General features: G+C 40.9%; 36 protein-coding genes. 26 read left to right on the top strand and 10 right to left on the bottom strand.

Annotation, left to right across the window (positions count from 1 at the left end):
• Window positions 1-26: 26 nt before the first annotated feature.
• Genes ACN6NB_RS09730 through ACN6NB_RS09720 form a run of 3 tightly spaced genes read left to right on the top strand, consistent with a single transcriptional unit; the run spans window position 27 to window position 1,946 of the window.
• The gene (locus tag ACN6NB_RS09730) at window positions 27-821 is read left to right on the top strand and encodes a thymidylate synthase (protein ID WP_041085780.1); all 795 of its coding nucleotides are present in this window, start codon (window positions 27-29) and stop codon (window positions 819-821) included.
• Window positions 818-1,303: a type 3 dihydrofolate reductase gene (folA, locus tag ACN6NB_RS09725; RefSeq protein WP_059377778.1), complete on the top strand. Its 486-nt coding sequence runs from the start codon at window positions 818-820 to the stop codon at window positions 1,301-1,303. Before ACN6NB_RS09730 ends, folA begins: the two co-directional genes overlap by 4 nt.
• A 19-nt stretch (window positions 1,304-1,322) precedes the next feature.
• Complete coding sequence (locus tag ACN6NB_RS09720) at window positions 1,323-1,946, top strand: lysophospholipid acyltransferase family protein (RefSeq protein WP_059377780.1); 624 nt, start codon at window positions 1,323-1,325, stop codon at window positions 1,944-1,946.
• Window positions 1,947-1,982: 36 nt separating this feature from the next.
• Here the strand turns inward: ACN6NB_RS09720 and trhA are convergent, their stop codons facing one another.
• Entirely contained in the window at window positions 1,983-2,621 is a 639-nt protein-coding gene (gene trhA / locus ACN6NB_RS09715) for a PAQR family membrane homeostasis protein TrhA (protein WP_024428144.1), read from the bottom strand.
• Between the two features lie 14 nt (window positions 2,622-2,635).
• A complete protein-coding gene (locus ACN6NB_RS09710) occupies window positions 2,636-3,604 on the bottom strand; it encodes a sigma 54-interacting transcriptional regulator (RefSeq protein ID WP_039179371.1) in 969 nt (322 codons plus the stop codon).
• A 181-nt stretch (window positions 3,605-3,785) separates the two neighbouring features.
• Here ACN6NB_RS09710 and ilvA point away from each other — a divergent pair, with 181 nt between their 5' ends.
• The 7 genes from ilvA (at window position 3,786) to ypmT (ending at window position 8,616) form a co-directional block, all read left to right on the top strand.
• Window positions 3,786-5,054: a threonine ammonia-lyase IlvA gene (gene ilvA / locus ACN6NB_RS09705; RefSeq protein WP_366203803.1), complete on the top strand. Its 1,269-nt coding sequence runs from the start codon at window positions 3,786-3,788 to the stop codon at window positions 5,052-5,054.
• A 36-nt stretch (window positions 5,055-5,090) separates the two neighbouring features.
• On the top strand, window positions 5,091-5,342 hold the full coding sequence (locus tag ACN6NB_RS09700; RefSeq protein ID WP_024422728.1) for a YpmP family protein: 252 nt from the start codon (window positions 5,091-5,093) through the stop codon (window positions 5,340-5,342).
• A 187-nt stretch (window positions 5,343-5,529) separates the two neighbouring features.
• Window positions 5,530-6,372, top strand: coding sequence for a DegV family protein (locus ACN6NB_RS09695; RefSeq protein WP_024428148.1), 843 nt, complete (start codon window positions 5,530-5,532; stop codon window positions 6,370-6,372).
• Window positions 6,373-6,395: 23 nt separating this feature from the next.
• Complete coding sequence (locus ACN6NB_RS09690; RefSeq protein WP_435890851.1) at window positions 6,396-6,980, top strand: SCO family protein; 585 nt, start codon at window positions 6,396-6,398, stop codon at window positions 6,978-6,980.
• Window positions 6,981-7,055: 75 nt separating this feature from the next.
• Window positions 7,056-7,817: an SGNH/GDSL hydrolase family protein gene (locus ACN6NB_RS09685; RefSeq protein ID WP_058838922.1), complete on the top strand. Its 762-nt coding sequence runs from the start codon at window positions 7,056-7,058 to the stop codon at window positions 7,815-7,817.
• Between the two features lie 10 nt (window positions 7,818-7,827).
• Window positions 7,828-8,394 (top strand): YpmS family protein, encoded by a 567-nt coding sequence (locus ACN6NB_RS09680; protein WP_064497492.1) that lies wholly within the window; start codon window positions 7,828-7,830, stop codon window positions 8,392-8,394.
• A gap of 24 nt (window positions 8,395-8,418) precedes the next feature.
• Entirely contained in the window at window positions 8,419-8,616 is a 198-nt protein-coding gene (ypmT, locus tag ACN6NB_RS09675; RefSeq protein ID WP_064497491.1) for a protein YpmT, read from the top strand.
• 30 nt (window positions 8,617-8,646) lie between these two features.
• Here the strand turns inward: ypmT and ACN6NB_RS09670 are convergent, their stop codons facing one another.
• The 3 genes from ACN6NB_RS09670 to ACN6NB_RS09660 all read right to left on the bottom strand — a co-directional run bounded on the left by ACN6NB_RS09670 (window position 8,647) and on the right by ACN6NB_RS09660 (window position 10,178).
• Complete coding sequence (locus tag ACN6NB_RS09670) at window positions 8,647-9,312, bottom strand: DUF4397 domain-containing protein (protein WP_474253335.1); 666 nt, start codon at window positions 9,310-9,312, stop codon at window positions 8,647-8,649.
• 119 nt (window positions 9,313-9,431) lie between these two features.
• Entirely contained in the window at window positions 9,432-9,692 is a 261-nt protein-coding gene (locus ACN6NB_RS09665) for a hypothetical protein (RefSeq protein ID WP_024422721.1), read from the bottom strand.
• A 54-nt stretch (window positions 9,693-9,746) separates the two neighbouring features.
• Window positions 9,747-10,178, bottom strand: coding sequence for a MarR family transcriptional regulator (locus ACN6NB_RS09660; RefSeq protein ID WP_007500780.1), 432 nt, complete (start codon window positions 10,176-10,178; stop codon window positions 9,747-9,749).
• A 138-nt stretch (window positions 10,179-10,316) separates the two neighbouring features.
• Between ACN6NB_RS09660 and msrA the strand changes: the two genes are divergently transcribed.
• Together msrA and msrB are read left to right on the top strand one after the other, a co-directional pair.
• The gene (msrA, locus tag ACN6NB_RS09655; RefSeq protein WP_024422720.1) at window positions 10,317-10,850 is read left to right on the top strand and encodes a peptide-methionine (S)-S-oxide reductase MsrA; all 534 of its coding nucleotides are present in this window, start codon (window positions 10,317-10,319) and stop codon (window positions 10,848-10,850) included.
• Window positions 10,850-11,281 (top strand): peptide-methionine (R)-S-oxide reductase MsrB, encoded by a 432-nt coding sequence (gene msrB / locus ACN6NB_RS09650; RefSeq protein WP_024422719.1) that lies wholly within the window; start codon window positions 10,850-10,852, stop codon window positions 11,279-11,281. Before msrA ends, msrB begins: the two co-directional genes overlap by 1 nt.
• A 51-nt stretch (window positions 11,282-11,332) precedes the next feature.
• Here msrB and ACN6NB_RS09645 read toward each other — a convergent pair whose 3' ends face one another.
• On the bottom strand, window positions 11,333-12,361 hold the full coding sequence (locus tag ACN6NB_RS09645) for an SDR family NAD(P)-dependent oxidoreductase (protein WP_144464554.1): 1,029 nt from the start codon (window positions 12,359-12,361) through the stop codon (window positions 11,333-11,335).
• 251 nt (window positions 12,362-12,612) lie between these two features.
• On the opposite strand from ACN6NB_RS09645, the gene ACN6NB_RS09640 reads away from it, so the two are divergent.
• A complete protein-coding gene (locus ACN6NB_RS09640; RefSeq protein ID WP_474253334.1) occupies window positions 12,613-13,335 on the top strand; it encodes an acylneuraminate cytidylyltransferase family protein in 723 nt (240 codons plus the stop codon).
• 29 nt (window positions 13,336-13,364) lie between these two features.
• Here ACN6NB_RS09640 and ACN6NB_RS09635 read toward each other — a convergent pair whose 3' ends face one another.
• Together ACN6NB_RS09635 and ACN6NB_RS09630 are read right to left on the bottom strand one after the other, a co-directional pair.
• Window positions 13,365-14,327 carry a CgeB family protein gene (locus ACN6NB_RS09635; RefSeq protein ID WP_058838904.1) on the bottom strand — a complete coding sequence of 321 codons (963 nt, stop codon included), beginning with the start codon at window positions 14,325-14,327 and terminating at the stop codon, window positions 13,365-13,367.
• 15 nt (window positions 14,328-14,342) lie between these two features.
• On the bottom strand, window positions 14,343-14,744 hold the full coding sequence (locus ACN6NB_RS09630; protein ID WP_039179354.1) for a hypothetical protein: 402 nt from the start codon (window positions 14,742-14,744) through the stop codon (window positions 14,343-14,345).
• 207 nt (window positions 14,745-14,951) lie between these two features.
• Between ACN6NB_RS09630 and cgeC the strand changes: the two genes are divergently transcribed.
• The 8 genes from cgeC (at window position 14,952) to ACN6NB_RS09590 (ending at window position 21,038) form a co-directional block, all read left to right on the top strand.
• Window positions 14,952-15,272 carry a spore maturation protein CgeC gene (gene cgeC, locus ACN6NB_RS09625; protein WP_041085753.1) on the top strand — a complete coding sequence of 107 codons (321 nt, stop codon included), beginning with the start codon at window positions 14,952-14,954 and terminating at the stop codon, window positions 15,270-15,272.
• Between the two features lie 17 nt (window positions 15,273-15,289).
• Window positions 15,290-16,585 (top strand): glycosyltransferase family 2 protein, encoded by a 1,296-nt coding sequence (locus tag ACN6NB_RS09620; RefSeq protein WP_151284361.1) that lies wholly within the window; start codon window positions 15,290-15,292, stop codon window positions 16,583-16,585.
• Window positions 16,586-16,590: 5 nt separating this feature from the next.
• Window positions 16,591-16,770, top strand: a complete 180-nt coding sequence (locus ACN6NB_RS09615) for a hypothetical protein (RefSeq protein ID WP_039179346.1) — start codon at window positions 16,591-16,593, stop codon at window positions 16,768-16,770.
• Entirely contained in the window at window positions 16,731-18,107 is a 1,377-nt protein-coding gene (locus tag ACN6NB_RS09610) for a sigma-54 interaction domain-containing protein (protein WP_064497482.1), read from the top strand. The genes ACN6NB_RS09615 and ACN6NB_RS09610 overlap by 40 nt, the downstream gene beginning before the upstream one ends.
• 117 nt (window positions 18,108-18,224) lie before the next feature.
• Window positions 18,225-19,625, top strand: a complete 1,401-nt coding sequence (kamA, locus tag ACN6NB_RS09605) for a lysine 2,3-aminomutase (protein ID WP_151284360.1) — start codon at window positions 18,225-18,227, stop codon at window positions 19,623-19,625.
• Between the two features lie 2 nt (window positions 19,626-19,627).
• Window positions 19,628-19,909 (top strand): YokU family protein, encoded by a 282-nt coding sequence (locus ACN6NB_RS09600; protein ID WP_012010281.1) that lies wholly within the window; start codon window positions 19,628-19,630, stop codon window positions 19,907-19,909.
• 79 nt (window positions 19,910-19,988) lie between these two features.
• Window positions 19,989-20,213 (top strand): YozE family protein, encoded by a 225-nt coding sequence (locus ACN6NB_RS09595; protein ID WP_024422709.1) that lies wholly within the window; start codon window positions 19,989-19,991, stop codon window positions 20,211-20,213.
• Window positions 20,214-20,357: 144 nt separating this feature from the next.
• Window positions 20,358-21,038, top strand: coding sequence for a hypothetical protein (locus tag ACN6NB_RS09590; protein WP_039179337.1), 681 nt, complete (start codon window positions 20,358-20,360; stop codon window positions 21,036-21,038).
• Here the strand turns inward: ACN6NB_RS09590 and ACN6NB_RS09585 are convergent.
• Window positions 21,035-21,169 (bottom strand): hypothetical protein, encoded by a 135-nt coding sequence (locus ACN6NB_RS09585; protein WP_255290989.1) that lies wholly within the window; start codon window positions 21,167-21,169, stop codon window positions 21,035-21,037. The genes ACN6NB_RS09590 and ACN6NB_RS09585 overlap by 4 nt on opposite strands.
• A gap of 119 nt (window positions 21,170-21,288) precedes the next feature.
• Here ACN6NB_RS09585 and ACN6NB_RS09580 point away from each other — a divergent pair, with 119 nt between their 5' ends.
• From ACN6NB_RS09580 to ACN6NB_RS09560, 5 genes are all read left to right on the top strand, one after another.
• Window positions 21,289-21,459, top strand: coding sequence for a YozD family protein (locus ACN6NB_RS09580; RefSeq protein WP_064497481.1), 171 nt, complete (start codon window positions 21,289-21,291; stop codon window positions 21,457-21,459).
• A 50-nt stretch (window positions 21,460-21,509) separates the two neighbouring features.
• Complete coding sequence (locus ACN6NB_RS09575) at window positions 21,510-22,118, top strand: phosphatase PAP2 family protein (protein ID WP_039179335.1); 609 nt, start codon at window positions 21,510-21,512, stop codon at window positions 22,116-22,118.
• A gap of 54 nt (window positions 22,119-22,172) precedes the next feature.
• On the top strand, window positions 22,173-22,490 hold the full coding sequence (locus ACN6NB_RS09570) for a hypothetical protein (RefSeq protein ID WP_039179333.1): 318 nt from the start codon (window positions 22,173-22,175) through the stop codon (window positions 22,488-22,490).
• A gap of 112 nt (window positions 22,491-22,602) precedes the next feature.
• Window positions 22,603-23,298: a purine-nucleoside phosphorylase gene (gene deoD / locus ACN6NB_RS09565; protein WP_012010274.1), complete on the top strand. Its 696-nt coding sequence runs from the start codon at window positions 22,603-22,605 to the stop codon at window positions 23,296-23,298.
• Between the two features lie 68 nt (window positions 23,299-23,366).
• Window positions 23,367-24,197, top strand: a complete 831-nt coding sequence (locus tag ACN6NB_RS09560) for a M15 family metallopeptidase (RefSeq protein ID WP_039179330.1) — start codon at window positions 23,367-23,369, stop codon at window positions 24,195-24,197.
• A 50-nt stretch (window positions 24,198-24,247) separates the two neighbouring features.
• Here the strand turns inward: ACN6NB_RS09560 and ACN6NB_RS09555 are convergent, their stop codons facing one another.
• Window positions 24,248-24,499 carry a hypothetical protein gene (locus ACN6NB_RS09555; protein ID WP_024422704.1) on the bottom strand — a complete coding sequence of 84 codons (252 nt, stop codon included), beginning with the start codon at window positions 24,497-24,499 and terminating at the stop codon, window positions 24,248-24,250.
• Window positions 24,500-24,565 lie beyond the last annotated feature (66 nt).

The raw sequence follows: 24,565 nt of genomic DNA, 5'->3' as shown, positions 1-24,565 counted from the left end.
AAGAACATAAATAAAGGATGAAAAAAATGAAACAATACAAAGAGTTATGCCGTCATGTATTACAGCACGGGGATGAAAAAGGTGACAGAACGGGTACAGGTACAATCAGCACGTTCGGTTACCAGATGAGATTTGATTTACAGGAAGGATTTCCTCTTTTAACAACAAAGAAATTACACCTGAAATCAATCATTCATGAGTTGCTTTGGTTTTTAAAAGGTGATACAAATGTCAAATATCTTCAAGAAAATGGTGTCCGGATTTGGAACGAATGGGCAGATGAAAATGGAGAGCTGGGCCGTGTGTACGGAGCGCAGTGGAGATCATGGGCAAGTGGAGACGGCGAGACCGTGGATCAGATCACAAAGCTGATTCATGATATTGAGCACAATCCGAATTCAAGACGACTGATCGTCAGTGCTTGGAACCCGGGGGAAATTGATCAAATGGCGCTGCCTCCTTGTCATTGTCTGTTTCAATTTTACGTATCAAACGGGAAGCTTTCCTGCCAGCTATATCAAAGATCGGCAGATATCTTTTTAGGCGTGCCGTTTAATATCGCTTCATATGCTCTCCTAACGATGATGATTGCTAAAGTCACAAATCTTGAGCCAGGCGAGTTTATTCATACACTTGGAGATGCTCATATTTACCAAAATCATCTTCCGCAGGTGAAAATGCAGCTGGAGCGCGAGGAACGCACGCTTCCTAAGCTTCGCATCACAAGGGATGTAAAGAGCATTTTTGATTTTACGTTTGATGATTTTGTGCTTGAGAACTATGATCCGCATCCGCATATTAAAGGAGAAGTCAGTGTATGATTTCCATGATTGTGGCGACAGGAGAAGACAGAGTCATTGGTCAAGATAATCAAATGCCTTGGCATTTACCCGCAGATTTAGCGTATTTTAAAAAAGTCACAGGCGGACATACGATTGTCATGGGCAGAAAAACCTTTGAATCGATTGGACGAGCGCTGCCTAACCGCCGAAACATTGTGCTGACCACAAGTTCTTCTTTTAAAGCAGAAGGATGCGAGGTTGTTCATTCAATTGCTGACGTTTTGGCAATTGCGGAAAGCGAGACAGAGCTATTTATTATTGGCGGGTCTAAGCTGTATGAAGAGATGATGCCATATGCGAATCGTCTCTATATCACGCACATTCACCATGCGTTTGAAGGAGACCGTTATTTCCCGTATTACAATGAAGACGAATGGACGATTGTATCACGCGAAAAAGGCCATCGTGACGAAAAGAACCCCTACAATTATGAATTTGTCGTCTATGACAAAAAAGGATAAGTGAGTAGGAGGAGTACGGTTGTTTCGTTATTGGTTTTTAACGATTTATGTTGTTGTATCCTTTTTAAAAAGTATGAGGCATTTGTACGATCATGAATTAACGGATCCACGCATTTCCTATACGAAACGAATGCATCTCATTCATGAGCATGCAAAAAGGTTTGCCCGGGGATGTATTGATCAATCAGGATCAGTCATGACCATTCATCAGCAAAAGAAGCTGCCAGACTGCCCGGTTATTTATGTCACAAAAGAGCTGAATCCAGTCACGACGACATTATTGATCGGCCACCTTGAGCAGCCAGTTGCTTTTATGGCAAAGCCGAAGCTCTTTCGGTATCCGATTTTAAAACAATGGTTGAAAAAAATGGCGGTCATTCACCAGAATCAAACGGATGAGGTTTTATTAGAAGAAGCAAAGGAAAGAATCATGTCTGGGCAGAGTCTACTGCTTTCAGAAGAGTATCGTCATATTGCAGAGGCGCTTGCTGAAGAATTCGATTGTCCGCTTGTACCGATTGAAACGAGCGGAACGGATCGTCTTTTAATGGGGAAGTTCGTGAAGAGAATGCGTCCTGTTAATGTCGATATTCATATTAAAGCTCCTGTCATGATCAGTGATTACGCACAAAAGCGTGCATAGAAAAACCAGCATCCGAATAGTGGATGCTGGTTTTTTTCATGCAGCAGGAATGTTTACGCAATAGAATAAAATACAGAAGAACATCGATGCACTGCCGCCGAGAACAAAACTGTGCCAAATCGCATGGTGATAGGGGATTTTCCGCCAAATATAAAAGATGGTTCCGACTGAATATAATATGCCGCCTAACAGTAAGAGTCCAAATCCTGCACCTGTTAATTGGATATAAAGCGGTTTGATGGCAATGATAATCATCCAGCCCATTAATAAATAGACGAGGGTAGATACGATTATAAAGCGTTTGACGAAAAAGATTTTAAAGACAATCCCACCAGCAGCAAGCGCCCATACAATCGCAAGGAGCGTATAGCCGAGTGCACCTTTTAGTGGTCCAAGTAAAAAGGGTGTATATGTACCAGCAATCAATACATAAATAGCCGAGTGGTCGAGGATTTCAAAAATATCTTTTGTTTTTTTGTGCCGAATGCTATGAAGCAGGGTTGAACTTAAATAGAGCAGAAGCATGGATGCGCCAAATATCGAAAAGCTGATAATATCTGTGACTGTGCCGTATTGAACAGCGAATAAGACGAGAAACACAATAGCTGGTATGGATAAAATAACACCAATGCCATGTGTAATGGCGTTTGCAATTTCTTCTTTTACAGTAAACAATGGATGTCCTCCTTTTATTGAACCGGTATATAACCATCAAGTGACTTCAGGAATGAAAGACCTTCAAGTGTAATCTTCGTTCCGGCCCTGCCTTTTCCTTTCGTCACGTATGCTTTTTTCTCAAGATCATCTAAGCGGTTTCTCACCTGCTGAGGGGTGAGCGGAATGTCTCCTTGCTTGCTTAGTTCAGACAGGATGCGTCTGCTGGCCGCTTCTCCTTTTTCATTGAGAGATTTAATGGCTTCCAGCAAGAAAACAAACTCTTGTTTTTCCATTAGTGTGAGCTGGTGTTCTTCCTTTTTACCTTTCACGGCTGAGGGAAGAGGTGCTAACACAAAGGGAGGTAAATGATGTAAAAATACCGTGTGGCCCTCGAGTATGGACGCAGCGTAATGAACGATATTTTTGAGCTCTTGCACATTTCCTTCAAATGGATACTGCTGCAAGGCTTCCCAAACACTTGGATCAATGTCAGGAGCCATGTCCAGCTCTTGAAAGAAAGCATTTGTTAACACAGGAATGTCTGTTTTTCGTTCAGCTAAAGCCGGAAGGGCCAAATGAAGAACATTCAAACGATAAAACAGCTCGGGTAAAAAGGTAGAAGAAACCCTGAGTGCCTCTATTGATAAAGACGAAGAAGCGATTACTTTTGTTGCAGGTGAGGTTTCTAGAAAGTGAATGACCTTGTGCTGCATAGGAATACTTAATGCGGCGACCTCATCTAAATAAAGAATTTGATTGTTTTTTTCTGTGAAGGCTTTCTGTAAGATTTCTTCATTCAAGATGGGGCAATACATGTGTGTCAGTGCTGCGTGTGGAATAGATGCGTTCGCCATTTCTTGGGCAAATAGTGTTTTGCCTGTGCCGGTGCCTCCTGTTATTAAGACTGGTTGTTCGTTTTTCGAAAATTGTTTTGCCAGATGAATGGCATGCTTGATGTCTTGATGATCTCCATATATAGACGTGAACGATTGTGTGGCCATGAGGTGGTTCCTTTCTTTGTGGTTATAATTGGTTCAATTGTAACACCCAATTAAAACAAATGTACAGGAAAACGAAAAAGTTTATAAAATTTATGATGGATCCGTGATCTATTGGTTTATTTTTTGAATATTCATGTTATAATGACAAATTAAATAAGGTTAAAGAGAAAGGATCTTGTACATGAAACCGTTGCTCAAAGAAAATACGCTAATTCAAGTGAAAGACATCTTAAAAGCCCATCAAAATTTGAAGGATGTAGTCATTCATACACCACTTCAAAAAAATGAGCGACTTTCTGAACGATATGAATGTAATGTCTACTTAAAAAGAGAGGATCTTCAAGTAGTTCGTTCCTTTAAATTAAGAGGCGCTTTTAATAAAATGAGCCAGCTTCCAAAAGATAAACTAGAAAATGGCATTGTCTGTGCAAGTGCTGGAAATCACGCACAGGGTGTTGCCTATTCTTGTAAATATTTAGGCATCCACGGGAAAATCTTTATGCCTGCTACGACGCCAAGGCAAAAAGTATCCCAAGTGGAGCTGTTCGGAAAAGAATATGTTGAAATTATTTTAACCGGAGATACGTTTGATGATTCATATCATGAAGCCGTAAAATGCGGAGATGAAGAAAAGCGCGAATTTATCCATCCGTTTGATGATTTGGATGTGATGGCAGGACAAGGAACGACTGCTGTCGAAATATTAAATGATATCGAAGTGGAGCCTCACTTTTTATTTGCAAGTGTCGGAGGTGGAGGTCTGTTATCTGGTGTTGGTACATATATCAAAAATATCTCACCAGAAACCGAAATCATTGCAGTCGAACCGCTTGGCGCAGCTTCACTGCATGCGTCACATGAGAAGGGCGAGGTTGTGACACTTGATTCGATTGATAAGTTTGTAGACGGAGCAGCGGTTCAGCGGATTGGCGAAAAGACGTTTACATCGCTTCAGTCTGTTGTCGATAAAATCAGTCTAGTACCAGAAGGGAAAGTATGTACAACAATTTTGGAGCTGTATAATCAATGTGCGATTGTAGCAGAACCGGCAGGCGCATTGCCAATCGCAGTATTAGATGCCCATCGCGAGGAGATTAAAGGCAAAAATGTTGTCTGCATTGTCAGTGGAGGAAATAATGACATCGGCAGAATGCAGGAAATCAAAGAACGCTCAATGATCTATGAAGGGCTTCAACATTACTTTATTGTCAATTTTCCGCAAAGAGCAGGAGCACTTCGAGAATTTTTAGATGAAGTGTTAGGACCAAATGACGATATCTCACGCTTTGAATATACGAAAAAGAATAACCGAAGCAAAGGCCCTGCGCTTGTCGGCATCGAATTGAAAGAAAGAGATGACTATGCCGCGCTGATTGAGCGGATGGACAAAAAAGGCTTCCACTATGTTGAAGTGAATAAAGATCAAGATTTATTCCACCTATTTATTTAGGCTTAACAGATAATTGGAAAAGAGGATTGATCGTTTGTGCTGCTCAAAACAATATGTTTTAGACGGATGGATGGAGCTCAGATCAAGGTAACAGAAGTCCCTGTTCTAAAGGGGGATGAGACGTATCGTTTCATGCTCACCTTTAGACTTGAAGCTTTCTTGAAAAAAGTCTATGTATCTAAAGGAAAGAGAGCTGTGTACTCTTTCAGAGAGGATGTGAAACGTAACGTCAAGTGGAGCACATATGAACAGATCTATCAGGAGCCTACACTGAAACACAATGCGTAAGCAGGAATCTTTGTCAAAAGGGGGAAGTAGCCATTTTGAAATGGCTGCCGCTCAGTTTGGCAAGGATTTTTTTCGTGACAAGAAGAAAATGTGACAATTTCAAAAACGTTAGGTCAGTTGTTTTCAAGTGTGCAGGAAATAAGGTAATATCATAAGTAAAGACTAAGACAGCAAGGATGAGACGATAGTGAAACAAATTAAAATTGTAACAGATTCAACTGTGGACCTTCCGCAAGAGAAAATCAATGATCTTTCCATTCACGTGATTCCGCTCAATATCTCCATTTCTGGAGTTGATTATATTGACCGAGTGAATATACAGCCAGATGAATTTATTGAAAAAATGGAGGCCGCTGAGGAACTGCCGAAAACGTCTCAACCTGCGATCGGTCAATTCGTCGAATTATATGAAAAGCTGACGGCAGATGGAAGTGAAGTGATCAGTATCCATTTAACTGGCGGGATGAGTGGTACTGTTCAAACTGCTGAAAGCGCTTCGAAAATGGTAGATGGAAACATCACGGTGATTGATTCGAATTTTATTTCCTATGGATTAGGATTTCAAGTCATCAAAGCAGCAGAACTAGCCAAAAAAGGTGCAAGCCGTGAAGACATTATCACAGAATTAGATAAAATCCGTCTTCAAACAAAGCTATATGTCACAATCGATACATTAGAAAATCTCGTCAAAGGCGGCAGAATTGGAAGAGGGAAGGCGCTGATCGGCTCACTTCTTCACATCAAACCGATTGCCAGCTTAACAGACGGGGTATATACGCCAGAAGCGAATGTGAGAAGCTATTCTGCGCTTGTCCGTCATCTGACAAAACAGTATGTACAGGCGGTGAAGGGAAAAACAGTTCAAGCCATTGGGATCGCACATGCAGATGCATTAGAACTCGCTGAAAAGCTAAAAAAAGCGCTGCTTGATCATACACCTGAAGCACTGATTGACATCGCCTACACAACACCGATTATTTCTTGTCATACCGGAAAGGGCGCAATAGGCTTTACTTTTTATACCGATTGATGGAAAAAGGGGATGGGCATATCATGGATAGAAAAAGGGGAGCCTCACTTGGTGCGCTTATGATCATAAGCGTGCTTCTTTTAGTCTCATGTTCAAATGGACAAATCAAAGATGCGTTAAATTATCAAATAGAGCCGTTTGAGTTTGAAAACCAAGATGGTCAAAAGGTGTCATTGGAAGATTTGAAGGGGAAAGTATGGGTAGCAGATTTTATTTTCACAAGCTGTGAAACGATCTGTCCGCCGATGACCGCTCATATGACAGAGCTGCAAAAACGAATAAAAGAAGAAAAATTGGATGTGCATATCATTTCCTTTAGTGTGGACCCAGAGGTCGATTCACCGAAAAAGCTAAAAGAATTTGCAAAAGCCTATCCATTGTCCTTTAAAAATTGGGATTTTCTCACGGGATATTCACAGTCAGAAATCGAAAAATTCGCAATGAAGAGCTTTAAGACCATTGTCAAAAAACCTGAAGATGAAGACCAAGTGATTCATCAGTCCCTGTTTTTCCTTGTTAATCAAGAAGGGAAAGTGATGAAAAATTATGATGGCGTGCAAAACACACCTTATGATGACATCATCAAGGACATCAAAACGCTGAACTGAAGCTAGCATAAGGATGTTCAAATGAGCGAAAACATGATACACTTTTTTAATCAGAAAAAGGAGGGACATCATCGTTTGAAGGCTCGTTTGATTTTGATTGTGATGTCTCTAGCATTTGTTCTTTCTGCATGTTCTGCGCAAGAGGCTGGCATAAAGGATAAACTAGAAGACACACAAAACGTAAAAGAACATATTACCATCGCAGCGGTTGGAGATTCCTTAACAGAAGGAATCGGAGATCAAGATAAAAAAGGCTATGCAGGCATGACCCGTGACAAGATAGAAGCGGTCGACGGCGTGCAATCTGTCACATTAAAAAACTATGCCATTAAAGGCAGTAGAACAGTAGATTTGTTAAAAAGATTAAAAGAAAAAAAGGTGCAGGACGGACTGAAAGACGCTGATTATATTTTCTTTACAATCGGCGGGAATGATCTCATGCATGTTGTCCGTCAAAATGTGCTTAATTTGACGTTTGCTCCTTTTAAAAAAGAGCAGGGTCCTTTTGAGGAGCGCTTTAAAACCATTCTTGCTCAACTGAGAGAACAGAATGGCCATGCGAAAATTATGTATGTCAGCATGTACAATCCTTTTAAGTTCAGTTTGTCTGAGCTGCGAGATATTGATGAAGTCGTCAAAGACTGGAATGCCGCTGCCAAAAAGGAACTCAAAAAAGACGGCAATGCGGATATGATCAACGTAGCAGATTTATTTGAAGAAGGTTCTGATGAAAAATTACTGGCAGATGATGATTTCCACCCAAACCAAAAGGGGTACTCTCTTATGGCAAATCGTTTATTCTCCGAAGTGAAAAAAGAAGGACTGCCGAAGGAATAGGGTGAAATAGATGAAAAAATGGAAAAGCTTATTTTTTATTTTACTTGCAATCAATCTATTGATTGTGATTGCCTGCGGTATTTTAATGCTGCTGCCAGGCGGTCAATCCGCTTCAACCAAAAAAGTGAAAAGCGAATATGCTTTTAATATATCCAGCTCAAAAGAATCGCTCACCAGCTTTGTGAATGATTATTTGAAAAATCAAGGATCAAATGATATGCCAGACTTTCATGTAGCGATCGATCAAGATGTGAAAGTAACAGGCGCAATTAAAGCTTTCTCTTCAACGATTGATGCAAACGTCTCATTTACGCCAACTGTTGAAGATAATGGTGATGTGCTTTTGAAAGTGGATGACTTTTCAATTGGACAATTGAGCATTCCAATTAGTTTTGTTTTAAGCTACATGGGTCAGTTCTATGAGCTGCCAGAATTCGTTCATGTAAAACCAGATCAAAAAACGGTTGAAGTGCGCCTTTCTGAAATGCCGCTGACGAATGATATGTATGTCAAAGCGAACAAAATTGATCTACAGAACGATGAAATTGAATTCTCATATTATCATCCAAAGCAATAGAACGTGTGAGTCAGGAGTGAAATCATGAAGCGAGTCTATCAATATTTTAGTTTACTGTCGTTTTTATTTGCTGCGTACTTTGGCATAACAGCTGCCAATGCTTTAAAAGCAGAAAATATCGATCAGTTTTACTTAAATATTGCCTACTGTGCATTATTTCTAGGCACGATGATTCTTACTTTTGATTTTCAAAAGCAAGAAAAAGCTGAAGATGTCTCGTAAGGAGCCTTTTCCATTGGGAAAGGCTCTTTTTTATATTTGCCGAGACAAGACGACCTTCGCCATAAGTTCTGGCTCTCCGTTAGCAAATCCATGAAGCAGAATCAGGTATGCGCGCTTTGTTTGCAAATGAACTTTGGGGATATCAAGCAGTACACTTTGAGTGCCGGCGGCTTTCAATTCAAAATGATATTTATTCGGGGAGAAATGATGAATGTGGGTACTGTTTACATAATCAAGCTCTTTCGATATGATCCCTTGGTCTCGTTCATATATATCTATAGAAGGAAGGTCCGGAGACAGCTGTACAAATGTAAGTGCTGACAGGTCTTCTTGTTTGATCAAAGTAGTCTGCTGCTCAGTCAGCAGTGCAAAGCCTGCACGAGCACCTGTGATACAGAGTGTATAGACCTGGCCGCTCTTAAATTGAATGCGAGAATGAAGAATTTTTTCATTTGTAGCCAGTTTGAACACTTCTATTTCATACATTCCCTCATCCCACTCCATATAAGCGGTCAAATGGCTGTAAGGCATTGTTTTCATCAGCTGCTTCTGGTTCACATAAACAGCGAGCTCACTGAGATCTGGTGCAGCGTGAAATAATCGAATAAAGGCTTTTGATGAAGGGGTGCTTTGAAGATGCTCATAGGCGGCAGTGAATGGCCGATATGGAAAGTCATGATAAAAAAGCTGCTGCATGTCATCAATCCCTTCTTTCTCATACAATGGTGTTTTTTGTAGCGTATGCATGAAAAAGACGATCTGTATAGGCAAAAGAAGCAAAGAAAAAAGCCTGACGTATTCCGTCAGGCCGGCATTTAAGAAGGAGAAGAATATTGATGATATTCAGCTAGTTTAATGAACGTTTTTTCATCCTCAATTAAACCGCAAACGCCGCACTGGACCTTCATTTGAGGACCTTGATAGCTCAAGTGAAAAGGAGACAGCTGCTCTCCTTCGTATCTTTCAACAACTGCTCCTGTCGCTGGATCTAGCTTGACAGGTTCTGAAAGCTGCTCAATGAGATTAAAGCGCGTTCTGTTTGTTTTACAGTTTGGACAAAGATAAGGGCTTGTCATGGTTCATTCCACCTCTTTTTATCCGTAGCATGTCCTAAGCGCTAAAATCTATGCTTAATCCTTTTGACTTTTATCCAGCTTTTTGAATAATTTGATCATCGTTTTGAGTTCTTCGTCATCAAATGACTCAAATCGCTCCATAAAGTATTCTGTTTTCTTTTTCTCAAAATGCTCAGTAATTTCCTTACCCTTATCGGTTAAGTGGATTTTGATAATGCGGCGGTCCTCTTTTGAACGGATACGGGTGATCCAGCCTTTTTCTACGAGTGTGTCAGTCACAGCGGTAATATGACTTGCTGACACTCCAAGAATGGAAGCGAATTCCGTTACTTTTTTTGCACCTTGCTCACGGAGCAGATTTAAAATAAGAAATTCATTCCGAGATAATTCGTTTTCGAGCAGGCTGTTAATTTCATAACGGATCTGCTTAAATACGGTTCTCAGTAAAGTGTCCATTTCGTACATCATTTGTTTTCTTTGTTCCAATCATTAAACCCCCATTATATTTTAAAGATACGACAGAATGCTTTCTTTTATTTTAGGTATACAAGTCGTATCATTTTCATTATTTTTTATCATGTTATAATATGATGATACCATTTTTTAAATGAAGGGGGCACTAATATGTCTGAAAAACAAGAATTAGCCACATTTGCAGGAGGCTGCTTCTGGTGTATGGTTAAACCTTTTGATGAACAGCCGGGCATTATCAAAGTTGAATCAGGGTATACTGGCGGACATACAGTGAATCCGACCTATGAGGAAGTATGTACAAATACAACGGGACATAGAGAGGCGGTTCAAATTACGTTTGATCCTGACGTGTTCCCGTATGAGAAGTTGCTAGAACTGTATTGGCAGCAAATAGACCCAACGGACGATGGCGGGCAATTTGGTGATAGAGGAGAATCTTACCGTACTGGTATTTATGTTCATCATGACGAGCAGCGAAAGCTAGCGGAAGCATCGAAAGAGCAGCTGAGCCAAAGCGGCATTTTCAAAAAGCCAATCGTGACAGAAATTTTAGATGCAGGTCCTTTTTATCCAGCAGAGGAATATCATCAGCATTATTATAAGAAAAACAAAATGCACTACGAACGATATCATGTCGGTTCGGGCAGAGCAGGTTTTATTGAGTCACATTGGAGTGATAAATAATGGCAAACGAAAAAGAAAAGCGTATAAAAGAATTAAACCGAATGCAGTATGAAGTCACGCAAAATAATGGCACAGAGCCGCCATTTCAAAATGAATTTTGGGATCATAAAGAAGAAGGTATTTATGTGGATATCATTTCAGGAAAGCCGCTGTTTTCTTCTTTAGATAAGTTTGATGCCCACTGCGGCTGGCCAAGTTTTACAAAACCGCTTGAAGAGGAAGAAGTAGCAGAGAAGGTTGATACGAGCCATGGAATGGTGCGGACAGAGGTTCGCAGCAAAACAGCTGATTCTCATCTTGGCCATGTTTTTCCTGATGGACCAGGGCCAAACGGTCTTCGGTATTGTATTAACTCAGCCGCTTTGAAGTTTATCCCAAAGGATGATCTTGAAAAAGAAGGTTACGGGGATTTGAAACATCTATTTGATTGATCTATTTAAAAATCGTCACATGGAAAGCATTTGCTTCCGTGTGACGATTTTTTATTTTTTATGATGTGTATGATGTAATTGTTCGATGATGGTGAACAGCTTTTCTTTTGTAATGAGCGGTGCTTCTTTTGATGTGTAATTCGTTAAATCGACTTTTTGAAAGGCAGGGTGCAAATGTGGTCTCGGTAAAATGGCATAAAATTGTTCATGTTCAAAGAGTGCATCTGCTTCGTGCGGGAATGTGAGCTCCTCGTGAAGCTTTTCGCCAGGTCTTTTTCCGACAACGAGAATATCCGGAGATTTAGCATTGATTTGGGCGGCATATTCATGAAATGCTTTTAAGAGATCGGCAAGCTGTAAGGACTCCATCTTGAGAATGAAGGTTTCGCCGCCTTTCATCATGATTGCTGCTTGAAGTGTGAGGGAAACAGCTTCTTCAATGGACATAAAAAAACGTGTCATATGAGGATCAGTCACGGTCAAAGGTTTTTCATTTAATAGCTGCTGGAGCATGATCGGAATGACGGAACCTCTAGATCCAAGCACATTGCCAAAGCGTACAGAGCAAAACTTGGTTTTTTGATTCGGAATACTTTCGTTTGCTTGGAAAAATAGTTTTTCTGAAATCAATTTTGTTGCACCCATGGCATTAGTCGGAGAAACTGCTTTGTCAGTTGAAATGTTGACAACATGACTCACTTCATGTTCGAGGGCGGCTTCAATGACGTGCTGCCCGCCGATGATATTCGTTTGAACGGCTTCGAACGGATTATCTTCACAAGTGGGTACTTGTTTTAAGGCCGCTGCATGAAAAATGATATCGACACCTTTGACGAGCTGTCTCACGCGGCTTGCATCCCGGACATCTCCTAAAGCGAATACGACCTCTGGATGATCTGTGTACTCATTTTTCATCATGTATTGTTTGCTGTCATCTTTACTGAAGACGATTACCTTTTTTGGAGAGCAGCTTGTTAATTTATTCACGATTTGCCGGCCGATGGATCCTGTTCCGCCTGTAACTAATATCGTTTTGTCACGAAAAAAGGTCTTCAAAGTCGTTTCTATCTGATTGGACATATCTAATCCCCCAACTCTCATTTCTCTACTTTGCATCATATGTGAAAGAGCGGCATCCGTTTGAGGAAAAGAACCACTTCATGTATAAATTAGGTGAACAAATTATAACCATCTGCTTACCGTCTTAATAGAATATGGAGAGATAAGAGATTAACTAGAAAAACGAGAGACCTGAATACTTCAGTACTGCGATCAGCTCGGTCAGAGAAGAAAATGGTAAGGGAGCTGTGCGCGAGGGGAGAAGAGAAGACATGTATAGGGGAAATCGTATTTTAGCCATGATACCTGCATTTAGAAGTACCGACGGCCAGCATGATGAACATATACGCATATTGGCAGAGCGGCCGCTTATCTATTGGACCATTCAGCCGCTTTTGCAAATGATTGAGTTAGATGAAGTCATCGTCTCCTCAGAGGATGTCAATACGCAAATCATTTCATCTCACTACGGAGCAAATGTGATTGAACTGCCAAGTACACATGTAACAGAACAAACGCCGTCGCTGTTAGCTGTGAAGCATGCGCTTGCTTATTTAGAGCGGGAGGGGAAAACCTTTGATATTGTGCTATATCTGCAGCCATCGTCTCCTCTAAGACAGACGGCAGATATCGAGAAGTGCTTGCAGCTTTTAGTGGAGGGGGGATATGACTGCACCGCATCTTTTACAGAGGCGTTAGAAAACCCAAATGAAACTTGGACACTGCATGAAAACAATGAAGCTACTTTATATAAGGACAATCATTACTTTTTCATGCCAAAACATGAGCAGCCATATACGTATGGCCGGCTAAATGGTGCGATATATGCTTTTCATGCTCATTATGTCAAAGAATGCATTCATTCCTTTTTAGAAGGATCTGTCGGAGCATATATGATGGATCACACGCGGTCGCTTGTGGTGAAACAGGAGGCGGACCGGAAAAAGGCAGAGCACGTCTTATTGGCTCGCCGAGATGCAGAAGATCATGCATAAGCTGACCTTCAACAAGAAAAAGTGCCCAGTTATAGGGCGCTTTTTACGATTTCATAAAGCCTTTGCGGCATCGTATCAAATGTATTCCAGCGAACGGCTTGCTCGTAGTTGTTCAGTGCGGCCGCCTTTCTTTCACCTGCATTTGACCCATAGTAATCCACCTGTTTGATCAAATCGTCCTCATCTTTGTAAAAAGCAAAGCTTGAAAAAGTAGGCGGCGGATGTAGATCCGTCAATTGAAAACTTCCAGTTGCAGCAATGTCAAATGCTCTGTTATTGAGGCTCATATTTTGAATCATGGCTTTATTTTTGTTATATACAAATTGAGACGGCCTATGCGGATTCAGGACAATCGCTGTCTGCTGATAGATGTCCGCCATTTGCTGAGGACTCAGCCAATTCGTTATAAGGGTGAAATCACGATAATGTCTGCGTGATTTATTTAAGTGACGGTGCCATTCCTTACCTGCAACGAGAATACGCCATTTGTTTTGCTTTAAGAGTGTATCGATGGCCTTAATGCGGTTGGGATAAGGGTAGCCAATGAGTGCAATGTCAAACGTGCACATCTCATCTGGCGATTCATTTTTCTGAAAAACACGTGTATTTGTCGGAATGGGAAAGTAGTGTGTATTTTCGGCGCCTAATTGTTTGTAAAATGGCAAAATCCCTTCATCAATCGTTAAGATAAGCTGAGCATCACGTGCGCAAGCAGCTGATACATCTGCATAAAAGGGATCTTCTGTCATCCACAGAACGATCGGGATTTTTTCTTGTTTGAATTGATGAAGTACATCTTTCGGAACATGATCACCGATCATCATCAAAACAAAATCCGGAGAAAATGTCCGGATTTTGTGCATGTTAGTGGGTAGAGATTCTCTATCAATCTTTACACATGAAAAGGGGGAATCAATGAAGCTTTCTTCTACCCATTGATCAAACATGTGATAGATTCCGCCGTAGCCAGAACTGATATAAAGAAGCTTCATGATGACCCTCTCACATTAAGATGTGAATGTAACACTTTCAACTTTATCTACATCTAAAAGAGTCGTTGCTGAGCCGGTAGGTGTGACAGAGCTTTCTTGTGTAACAAATACAACACCTGTTGAAGCATCGAATGATACAAATTGAACTGGCCCAATTAAATCTCCTGAGTCAGTGACAATACTAATGACTGTTCCTGGTGCAAGTCTTGCAAAGATCCATCTTGCTGGCTGAGATACATCGAGTGTTGTAGCAGAATCTGAAGGTGATGCCTCAGCTGCCACTTCACTTAATAAATCGTTCAATTTCTCTTCCACTTGAACTCCTCCTTCTTCGAGATTAGCTGTTAATGCATGAGTAATTGGTTTGAAAAACACTTTCAATAGTTCTTTTTTTAATTCAGCACGCTTTTCGCTCATTTTTTCCCCATCCTTTCTTCATCAATTCAAACTCACCCCTATGTATATGCCGTTCATTTTTTTTGGCATAAGCAGAACGCTGATTCCTGATTCTTTTTTTCAATTAATCACTTCACACATTTTTAAAAATGTTTTCAAATGCTGAGGCTAAATGAAGTGGCGCTCATACTCTAGTAAAGATTAAATGTGAAGAGAGAGGGATTATGAATGGAATTTGAACAATTATTAGATGGTTGGAACGAAGAATTACTAGAGTCGGAAGGAGTGCTTGAAGTCATCTTGATTTTACTTCTTCTTCGCCTTTTAGAAGAAAGTGAGGAAGAGAATGTGTCAGACATCAAAGAATTACTTCGTCCATGGCTTGAGCTTGGCATTCCAGTGCCGCGTGTTCATTTGGTCAATGGAGATGTACTTCAAAACGTGGTTGTCGTGCAATTGTTTGATACGGTCGCGGTCTTTAAAAACGCGACAAATCAGCTAAGAGTGAGTGTTCCTTTTGTGAACATTGTCAGCTGGGGGGCATTTTAAACTAATCAAAAAGGATAATGATCATGAAAGTATCGGTGATTTTAACAAGCTACAATAAACCAGATTTCATTGATCGTGTGTTAAAGAGTATGGTAGAACAAACGTATCCGCATTGGGAGCTTTTGATTATGGATGATGGCTCAGAACAGGGCACCATTCAAAAGATCCAGCCCTATTTGAGTGATGGACGCATTCAGCTGTATTCGCACACGGTTCATCCGGCAAAACGGCTGTTAACCGCACGATATGCGACGCTTATTAATGATGCATTAACCCGTATAACAGGTGAGCTCATTTGTTATTTAACCGATGATACCGTGTACCATAAAGATCGTTTGCTTAAAATGGTGGATGTTTTTCGGTCGAAGCCTCATATAGATATTGTGTATTCCTCGCAGCGGGTTGTGCATGTGAATCAGCATTTAGTGGAAACGATGAGTTTTGTTCGAGAAGCAAATCAAATCCTAGAGCATGCCTCCTTTCAAGTGGACCATTGTTCGGTCATGCACAGAAGCCGCTTGCTTCCACTGATTCATGAAAAATACGGACAATATTGGGATGATGAGCCAAAGCACTGGCATCATGCAGATTCTGTTTTTTGGATGAGGCTGAATCATTTCGCTTCGTTTTTTCCATTAAAAGCTGTACTGGATACAACGTATAAAACGCCCCATTCCTTTCATCATCAGTTTTCGAGTATGCCGTATGATTTAATTGACGGAACGATCATTGAAAAAGAAGGGGATTATTATCAAATCGCAGACGGGAAACTTCATGCAATTGAAAAGCGCTGGATCAATGAAAAGAACAGGCGTGCGATCCGTGTTCCGCTATTATGTGAGATGAAATATGAAATAAAAGAGAAGCTGGCAGTACCCAATTATACAGTCGTCACCGCAGATCAGGGGAAAACGTTCTTTTATATTGAAAAACAGAAAAAAAGAAGGTTTGCTTCAAAACGTGACGTGCAATATTTTCAGTTTCACCCAAAGGAGATCTATACGATTTCAAATGACCAGCTTCAGTCATTTGAGGATGGCGATATCATCAAAGTTTCTCCTGTATTCAGTCCGCCAAACAGGCGGCTGTTTAAATGGAAACAAGATGTTTATTTACTTGTGCATCATGCCTTTTGCCGTATTGATCCTGAGGTGGTGAAGCGGTTTGCTTTTTATCATCAGCCGATTAAGCTGTACCCGTCCCAATTTACGTTATTTCAGGAAGGAAAGTCGATTGTTCCGCTGTATAGGGAATCGCTGCAAGAATTCGATATGTCTCTTTATCAGACATCCGGGCGAAAGCACTCCTCATAAGAGGGGTGCTTTTTAAAATTTTTGCAGGAAGTAGAAAGGAAAAAGCGAAACATGAAAAAGACAGGGAACCATTTAGAAATGATCAAGCCGCTGAAAACTCGGCAATTGATGCCGGTTTTTTGGCACTGAAAGTGAGGGGGAAAGAATGGGGAAAGTTGTCGAAAGAGCAGATTGGTTTGAATTAATTTTAGAAGCCATCGATGAAGCCATTCACGTTGTAGATGATCAAGGGATGACGATTTTTTACAATCATAATGCCGCTAAGTTTGACTGTTTACAAAAAGAAGAGGTGATTGGCAAGTACATCCTTGATGTGTATCCCTCTTTAACTGAAAAAACAAGTACGCTTATGCATGTGTTGAGAACAGGAAAGCCCATTTATCATTCGCTGCAAACCTATTTGAATAAAAACGGAGAAAAAATTGAAACAGTGAACACGACATTGCCTATTATTGAAGATAACGAGTTAATAGGTGCGGTCGAAGTCGCAAAAGATGTATCCAAGCTGTCTGCTCTTTCCAATCGTTTAGATCAAAAAAAGCGAACATATGACGCGACTGGGGTAGAACAAATGCATGATTTTGCTTCATTTTTAACAAATGATCCGCTTTTAAAAGAAATGCTTGAAAGGGCAAAAAAAGCAGCTGCTTATCCGTCATCAGTTGTTGTCTATGGGGAAACAGGGACAGGAAAAGAAGTGCTTGTTCAGGCCATTGTCCATGAATCTGACCGAAAAAACCAAGTGTTTATTCCGCAAAACTGCGCAGCACTCCCAGAATCATTACTTGAAAGTCTATTGTTTGGATCTGTCAAAGGGAGCTATACGGGCGCAATTGATCGCAAGGGACTTTTCGAATTGGCTGATGGGGGCACGCTTTTTCTTGATGAGCTGCAAGCGATGCCGCTCACCCTTCAGACGAAATTATTACGTGTGTTAGAGGATGGCGTTGTCCGCCGCATCGGTGATGCAAAGTCCATTCAAGTGGATGTTCGGCTCATTACTGCGCTCAATATGGACCCATTCGAAGCAGTGAAAAAGCAAATTTTAAGAGAAGATTTATTTTATAGACTGCATGTGTCATCTTTTCATATTCCGCCGCTTCGTGAGAGAAAGCAAGATATCACGCTGCTATCCCGCCACTTCATTCAAACCTATCATCAGCAGTTTTCAAAAAAAGTCACACGCCTTTCTGAAGAAACGGAACGATTGTTTATGGCGCACCACTGGCCTGGGAATGTTAGAGAATTAAAACATACGATAGAGCATGCCGTGTTGATGATGCCAAAGGAAGCGGAAGAGATCACCCCTCTATACCTTCCGGCTCATTTACGTGAGCAAAAACTGGAAAGGGAAACATCTGAATCCTCCTTAAAAAATCAAGTGTCTTCATTTGAACAAACATTGATTCAAGAAGCTTTACATCAGCATAATGGGAATATTAAAAAAACCGCCGCCGCCTTAAAAATCCCTCGACAAACGCTGCAATATAAACTGAAGAAATATGCAGATGCCGAAATCTAGGCACAGCATCCAATTGAATATGACGGGTAAAGCTCCTTTTGTAAAGAATAGGGGCATTTTCCCATGTTGGCACATAACTTGCATAGTATAAAGTGAATGCTGATAGGGGGAATGGATATGAATCAGAAATTGTATGAACCGGCACGTCACTGGAAGGACATTGAGCTTTGGAAGGATGTACCTGAGGAAAAGTGGAACGACTGGATTTGGCAGCTGACGCATACCGTGAAAACGCTTGAGGATTTAGAAAAAATCGTAAACTTAACAGAAGAGGAACGAGAAGGGGTGAAGATTTCCACCAAAACCATTCCACTCAACATTACACCCTACTATGCCTCACTGATGAATCCAGACGATCCAAGATGTCCAATACGTATGCAATCTGTGCCAATTGCAGAAGAGCTTCATAAAACAAAATATGATCTGGAAGACCCGCTGCATGAAGATGAGGACTCACCTGTCCCGGGGCTCACACACAGGTATCCAGATCGCGTGCTGTTTCTTGTGACAAATCAGTGCTCGATGTACTGCCGCTATTGTACGAGAAGACGTTTTTCCGGTCAGATTGGTATGGGTGTGCCGAAAAAGCAGTTAGATGCTGCCATTGGATATATTAGAGAAACACCTGAGGTGCGGGACGTGTTAATTTCTGGCGGAGATGGGCTGTTAATCAATGATCAAGTGCTTGAATACATTTTGAAAAACTTACGTGACATTCCGCACGTTGAGATCATTCGGATTGGAACCCGCGCGCCGGTTGTCTTTCCGCAGCGTATAACAGATGAGCTGTGCGAGATATTGAAAAAATATCACCCAGTTTGGCTGAATACTCACTTCAACACAAGTATTGAAATTACAAAAGAAGCAAAAGAAGCGTGCGAACGTCTTGTGAATGCCGGTGTCCCTGTAGGGAATCAAGCCGTCATCCTTGCAGGTATTAACGACAGTGTGCCGATTATGAAGAAGCTGATGCACGACCTTGTGAAGATTCGGGTCAGACCATATTATATTTATCAATGTGATTTATCTGAGGGCATTGGCCACTTTAGAACGCCGGTATCAAAAGGGCTTGAAATCATTGAAGGCTTAAGAGGACATACAAGTGGTTATGCAGTGCCAAGCTTTGTGGTAGATGCGCCAGGAGGCGGAGGGAAAATTGCCTTACAGCCAAATTATTTATTATCGCAAAGCCCTGACAAAGTCGTCCTTCGTAACTTTGAAGGTGTCATCACCTCTTATCCAGAACCAGAGCATTACGTCGCAGGCCAGGCAGATGCGTATTTCAATGAAATTTATGAAGAAAAACAAGAACTAGCAATTGGTATTACCGCACTATTTGAGGATGAAGCAAGATCGTTTACGCCTGAGAATTTAAATCGAATGAAACGTAGAGAAGCATATGAGACAAATCCTGAGCATGACACACTCAAAAACAAACGTGAAAAACGGGATGAATTAAAAGAGAAGAAATATCAAGCGCAGCTCAAAAAAGAACAAACCGTGAAGGAGGAGAAATAGCCTTGCTGACATGTGATTGGTGTGAGGAAAACAAAGCAAATGCGGAGCAGACAACAGTCTATTGGGAACTGATCACGGGCACACAATCAATTGAAATCATCGAAACGCCGTCCATCTCCTGCACGCACTGCGGTATGACTTATCAAAAGGATGAGACGGTCAAAGAGATTGAAGATCAATTAATTTTAGTGGACCAGACAAAACTTCCAGAAAAAATCTCCTATGAAGAATTAATGAGCATGGAGCGGTTATTAAAGCGAAATTACTTTGACTTTTCTTCATAAGTTGTACCTCCGCCTATACAAGTCATCAAATTGCTGTATAATATAACAACAAAATAGAGTGTCGCGGAGGGAAAAACAGGTGAAGTCGTTTTACCATTATTTAATGAAGTTCAGACATCCAAAACCGAAAGATGAAATCAGCCATTTTGCAAATGCTGCGTATGAGGATCACAGCTTTCCTAAAGCTTCCACAGATTATCATGAGCTGTGTGCTTATTTAGAATTAAATGGTGATTATTTAAGCTCAATGACAACATTTGACGAAGCGTTTGAGCAATACGAAGTAGAAGTCAAAAAAAAATAACACACAACCGCTTGTTCCATATGGGAGAAGCGGTTTTTTTATAAGAAATAAAATGGCGTTTTGCATGGTGTGGTTGCCCATGCAGAATTCCTTGCGCCGGCATACGATACGTTAAGACCAAAAGTCGGGCAAGGGGGAGACAGAATGAAGGCGAAAGCACCAAAATATCAAGTAGGGGATATTGTCGTCGTTGTCATGTACGGCACAGTCGGAACGATTACAAAAGTCCATCAAATTGACCAGCACTATTTATATGAGGTCAATCATAATGAGGTGCTTTATTTTGAAACATCACTTCAGCTTTACGATGAGTATAGCGGGGTGATTGTCGATACAGAAAAGCTGGACATTGAATATGAGTTCCTCATTGGCGATGTTGTATATGTAAAAGATTACGGAAAAGAGCTATTTAAAATCATCGGTCATCGGACCGAAATTTGGCGCTACCTTGAAGATGGCTGGGAGGATGTCATTTACGAACTTACGAGGCTGAAAGACGGAGAGTGGCTGGAAACAGAAGAGGAGGATTTAACGCTTGTCCTAAGGAAATATGAGATGGATCAGTTTGTTCATCAGCTTCTTTTTGTGCATTACGTCGGAGAAACCTCAAAAGAGTTAGAAGAAGATATGGTTCAAACGGCTCTATTGCAGCTAGAAGAGAAACAAGAAAGCGAAGCTTCACTTGAATTTCTCGCTGTATCTATAGTGGATGAGCTTCTTGATATTTATAACGATTATAAAATTCTCTACGAATTTTTCAAAGATCCAGAATATAAGGATATGATGGATTTTATTTTGGAAAGTTTACACGAACATTTTGGTTAAAGAAAGACTTGTCCTAACACGAATAAAAAATAAGGCACACAGAAAAATGCAATCACATAAAACCATCCCCTCAAGATACGGCCCATCACCTGATCAAATGTTTCTCCATCTAATATGCTTAACCATTTCATTCTTTCAAGCCCCTTTTCTTTTTGTTTACTGCATTTATATGTATGGAATGAGCCATTATGACAAACTGTAATAAAAAACAGCCGGCGTTCATACATCATAAAAAAGGAGGCGGAATGCAATGAAAGAAGCAGATTTGGTGATTGATACAGAGGAAATTGCGGAGTTCTTCTACATGGAGCTGATCAAAAGAGGGTACATACCTGCTGAGCTTGAAACATTTGAGCTGGCTGACATTACATTTGAATATATGCTGAAAAAAGCAATGATAGTTGAAGAAGAGGCGTGGTAGGCACTATAATTTGAAGAGATTCTGAAGAGAGAGGGAGGGGAATCCTTCGCGTGTACATCCTATTTCTTTTCATTTTATTTGGCGCCATTGCTGCGCTCATGGTATCTGGGGCTTTTCAAGATTTGGACAACCAGATCATCTTATGGTTTGAAAGCATCAGACTCCCTTTTTTAAATGATGTCATGCTGGCTTTGACGGACCTTGGCATCAGTGCGCTGCTCGTTCCAATCATGCTCATTTTTAGTGTGGTATTGTTTATGTATAAGCGCTACTATTCTATCATGATGCTTTTTCTATTATATCTCACAGAAAAAACAATCAATCATGAATTAAAGGGGCTGTTTGCTAGAGAGCGTCCGGCCTTTGATCACCTTGTAAGTGAAACGTATTACAGCTTTCCGAGTGGACATTCGATGAATGCAGCCACCATCTATCCTTTTATGGCTTATCTATTAGTTGAGATGATTCCATGGCTGAAAGAAAGACAGAAAATCGTCTATTTGCTCACAGGGCTGGGTGTCCTAGTCATTGGCATCAGCCGGATGTATATTGGCGTGCATTATTTGACAGATGTCGCTGGAGGCTTTGCGATAGGGCTCGCTTTATTTCTCATTTGTAAAAAGATTGACGAAAGATTGCCTGTCATTCGACAAAAATAGAAGAAGGAAATTGACAGATCCCAGCCAATTTTATATAAAAGGGGAGGGATTTGAATGCAATTGACGTTGAGATTTTTTCAAAAGAAACCTTCAGCATTTCACTTAACCATTTATCAAACACCTGAATATGGCGCTGCAAGTGGGCATCAGCCTGTGTACCGGACAAAGATTGGCGGGAGAACACACCTTGATGTACTGGAAAAAGCATTCTCGACATTTAATGTACATGATACAGTCCCTAATGATTACAATGCGCGGTTTATCACAACTGGCGATATTGTTGTGATTGATGATAGGAAAAAGGGGAAGTGCTATTATCAGCTCTCTCCGGCAGGATGGAAACGCAGTGAACGACTAATGACGATAGGCTAAATAGATGATGAATGATGCCAGCTTGAGATCCAGCTGGTATTTTCTTTTTTAAGCTCTATCGTTTATAATAAATAGGATAAAATACATAGTAAACGTAAGTGGAGGCTAAAAAATGAGTGTACATATTGGAGCAGAAAAAGGACAAATTGCAGAAACGGTATTGCTGCCAGGCGATCCGCTTCGTGCGAAATATATTGCAGATACATATTTAGAAGATGTTGAGTGCTATAACGAAGTGCGCGGAATGTATGGCTATACTGGAACCTATAAAGGAAAACGTGTTTCTGTACAGGGCACTGGGATGGGTGTACCATCTATTTCGATTTATGTGAATGAACTCATTCAAAGCTATGATGTTCAAAACTTAATCCGCGTTGGATCTTGCGGAGCTATCAAAAGGGATGTCAATGTACGTGACGTCATTTTAGCGCAGACATCATCAACAGATTCACAAATGAACCGTGTGGCATTTGGGCCGATTGATTATGCGCCATGCGCCGATTTTGGCCTGCTTAAGAAAGCATATGACACAGCGGAAGCAAAAAATGTCGCTGTACGTGTCGGAAATGTATTTACAGCAGACCAATTTTATAATGAAAAACCACTTGAGCTCATGGCTCAATATGGTATCCTAGCGATCGAAATGGAGACAACCGCTCTTTATTCTCTTGCAGCAAAATTTGATCGAAAAGCGTTATCCATTTTGACAGTGAGTGATCATGTTCTAACAGGAGAAGAAACAACGGCTGAAGAGCGTCAAACAACGTTTGATGAAATGATCTTAATTGCGCTAGACTCCGTTTTATAATAGTATAAAGGGTGTGCTACTACGTAGCGCATCTTTATTTTTTTAGAAGAGCAAAAGGAAGGTATGTCATGAAGAAAAGCTACAAAATACTCTCAATCGCATCGATTCTTGGTTTGACAGCCGCACTATCAGGCTGCCAGTTGCTGGATCAAAAAAGCGGTACATCTGAATCAAACAAAACAAACGAACAAAAAAACGCAGCAAGTTCATCTCCCCAGCACAACTCAAACGATACGGCAGATTCATCGAATCAAGAGCTGACGTTAAAGAGTGAATATTTCAATGACATCAAGGTTGTGAGCGGTCTGAAAACCATTCAAAATCCTGAAAATGTGCTAGCACTTGTTAACAAAGAATATGCATTACCAGGAACCTATAAACCTTCTGATCTCGTTGTGCCAAAAGTAGAATTCTCTTTTTCGGAAGATATTGAAAAGCGATATATTCGCAAAGAAGCAGCGGAAGCGCTTGAGAAGTTATTCAAAGGTGCAAAAAAGGAAAACTTCGAGCTTGCTGCAGTATCTGGCTATCGCTCCTATGACCGTCAAAAAGTCATTTTTGATAGTGAGGTCAAATTAAAAGGCAAAGAAAAAGCACAAGAAGCAGTCGCTTTACCAGGCGAAAGTGAACATCAAACAGGCCTTGCCATGGACATTTCCTCAAAAAGTGCCGGCTTTGAGATCTCTGAAAAGTTTGGTGAAACACCAGATGGCAAATGGGTGGCTAAAAACGCCTATAAATATGGCTTTATCATCCGTTATCCAAAAGGAAAAGAAGACATTACGAAATATGAATATGAGCCGTGGCATTTGCGCTATGTGGGAAAAGAAGCCGCTAAAGCGATGCATGATCACGATTTAACATTTGAAGAATACATGAACAAAGTAAAGAAAATCTAAACAAGTAAAAGGCCTCCCAGCTATTCGGGAGGCCTTCTCTTATTCTTCTTTTAAAAAAAGAACAATCCTGCTAGTGCGAAGCCGGTAATGAACCCGAGGCCGATGCCATACGCTGCACCCCAGCCATAATATCCGCCCCAATAGCCAAAGCCAAAGCCCCCGCGAGACCCGCCGACTGGACGAATATAAACTTTGCGGTTTGTCACACGCTCAATGCGTCCGACATGTACTCTGCCATTACGATCAGTGATTCTAGCGACTTTCCCCATGTGCTGCTGACAAAGCTTGTAGTAGCGCTCCATGTTTTTCCTCCTTATGACAAACTCTTTTCACTCTTATCCTATGCGAGAGACCTCATAGAGTTTGGA

The sequence above is a fragment of the Bacillus sp. 11B20 genome (genome assembly GCF_056098985.1).
Note: the sequence above shows the minus strand (reverse complement) of the source record. Positions and strands in the feature narration are given on the sequence as shown.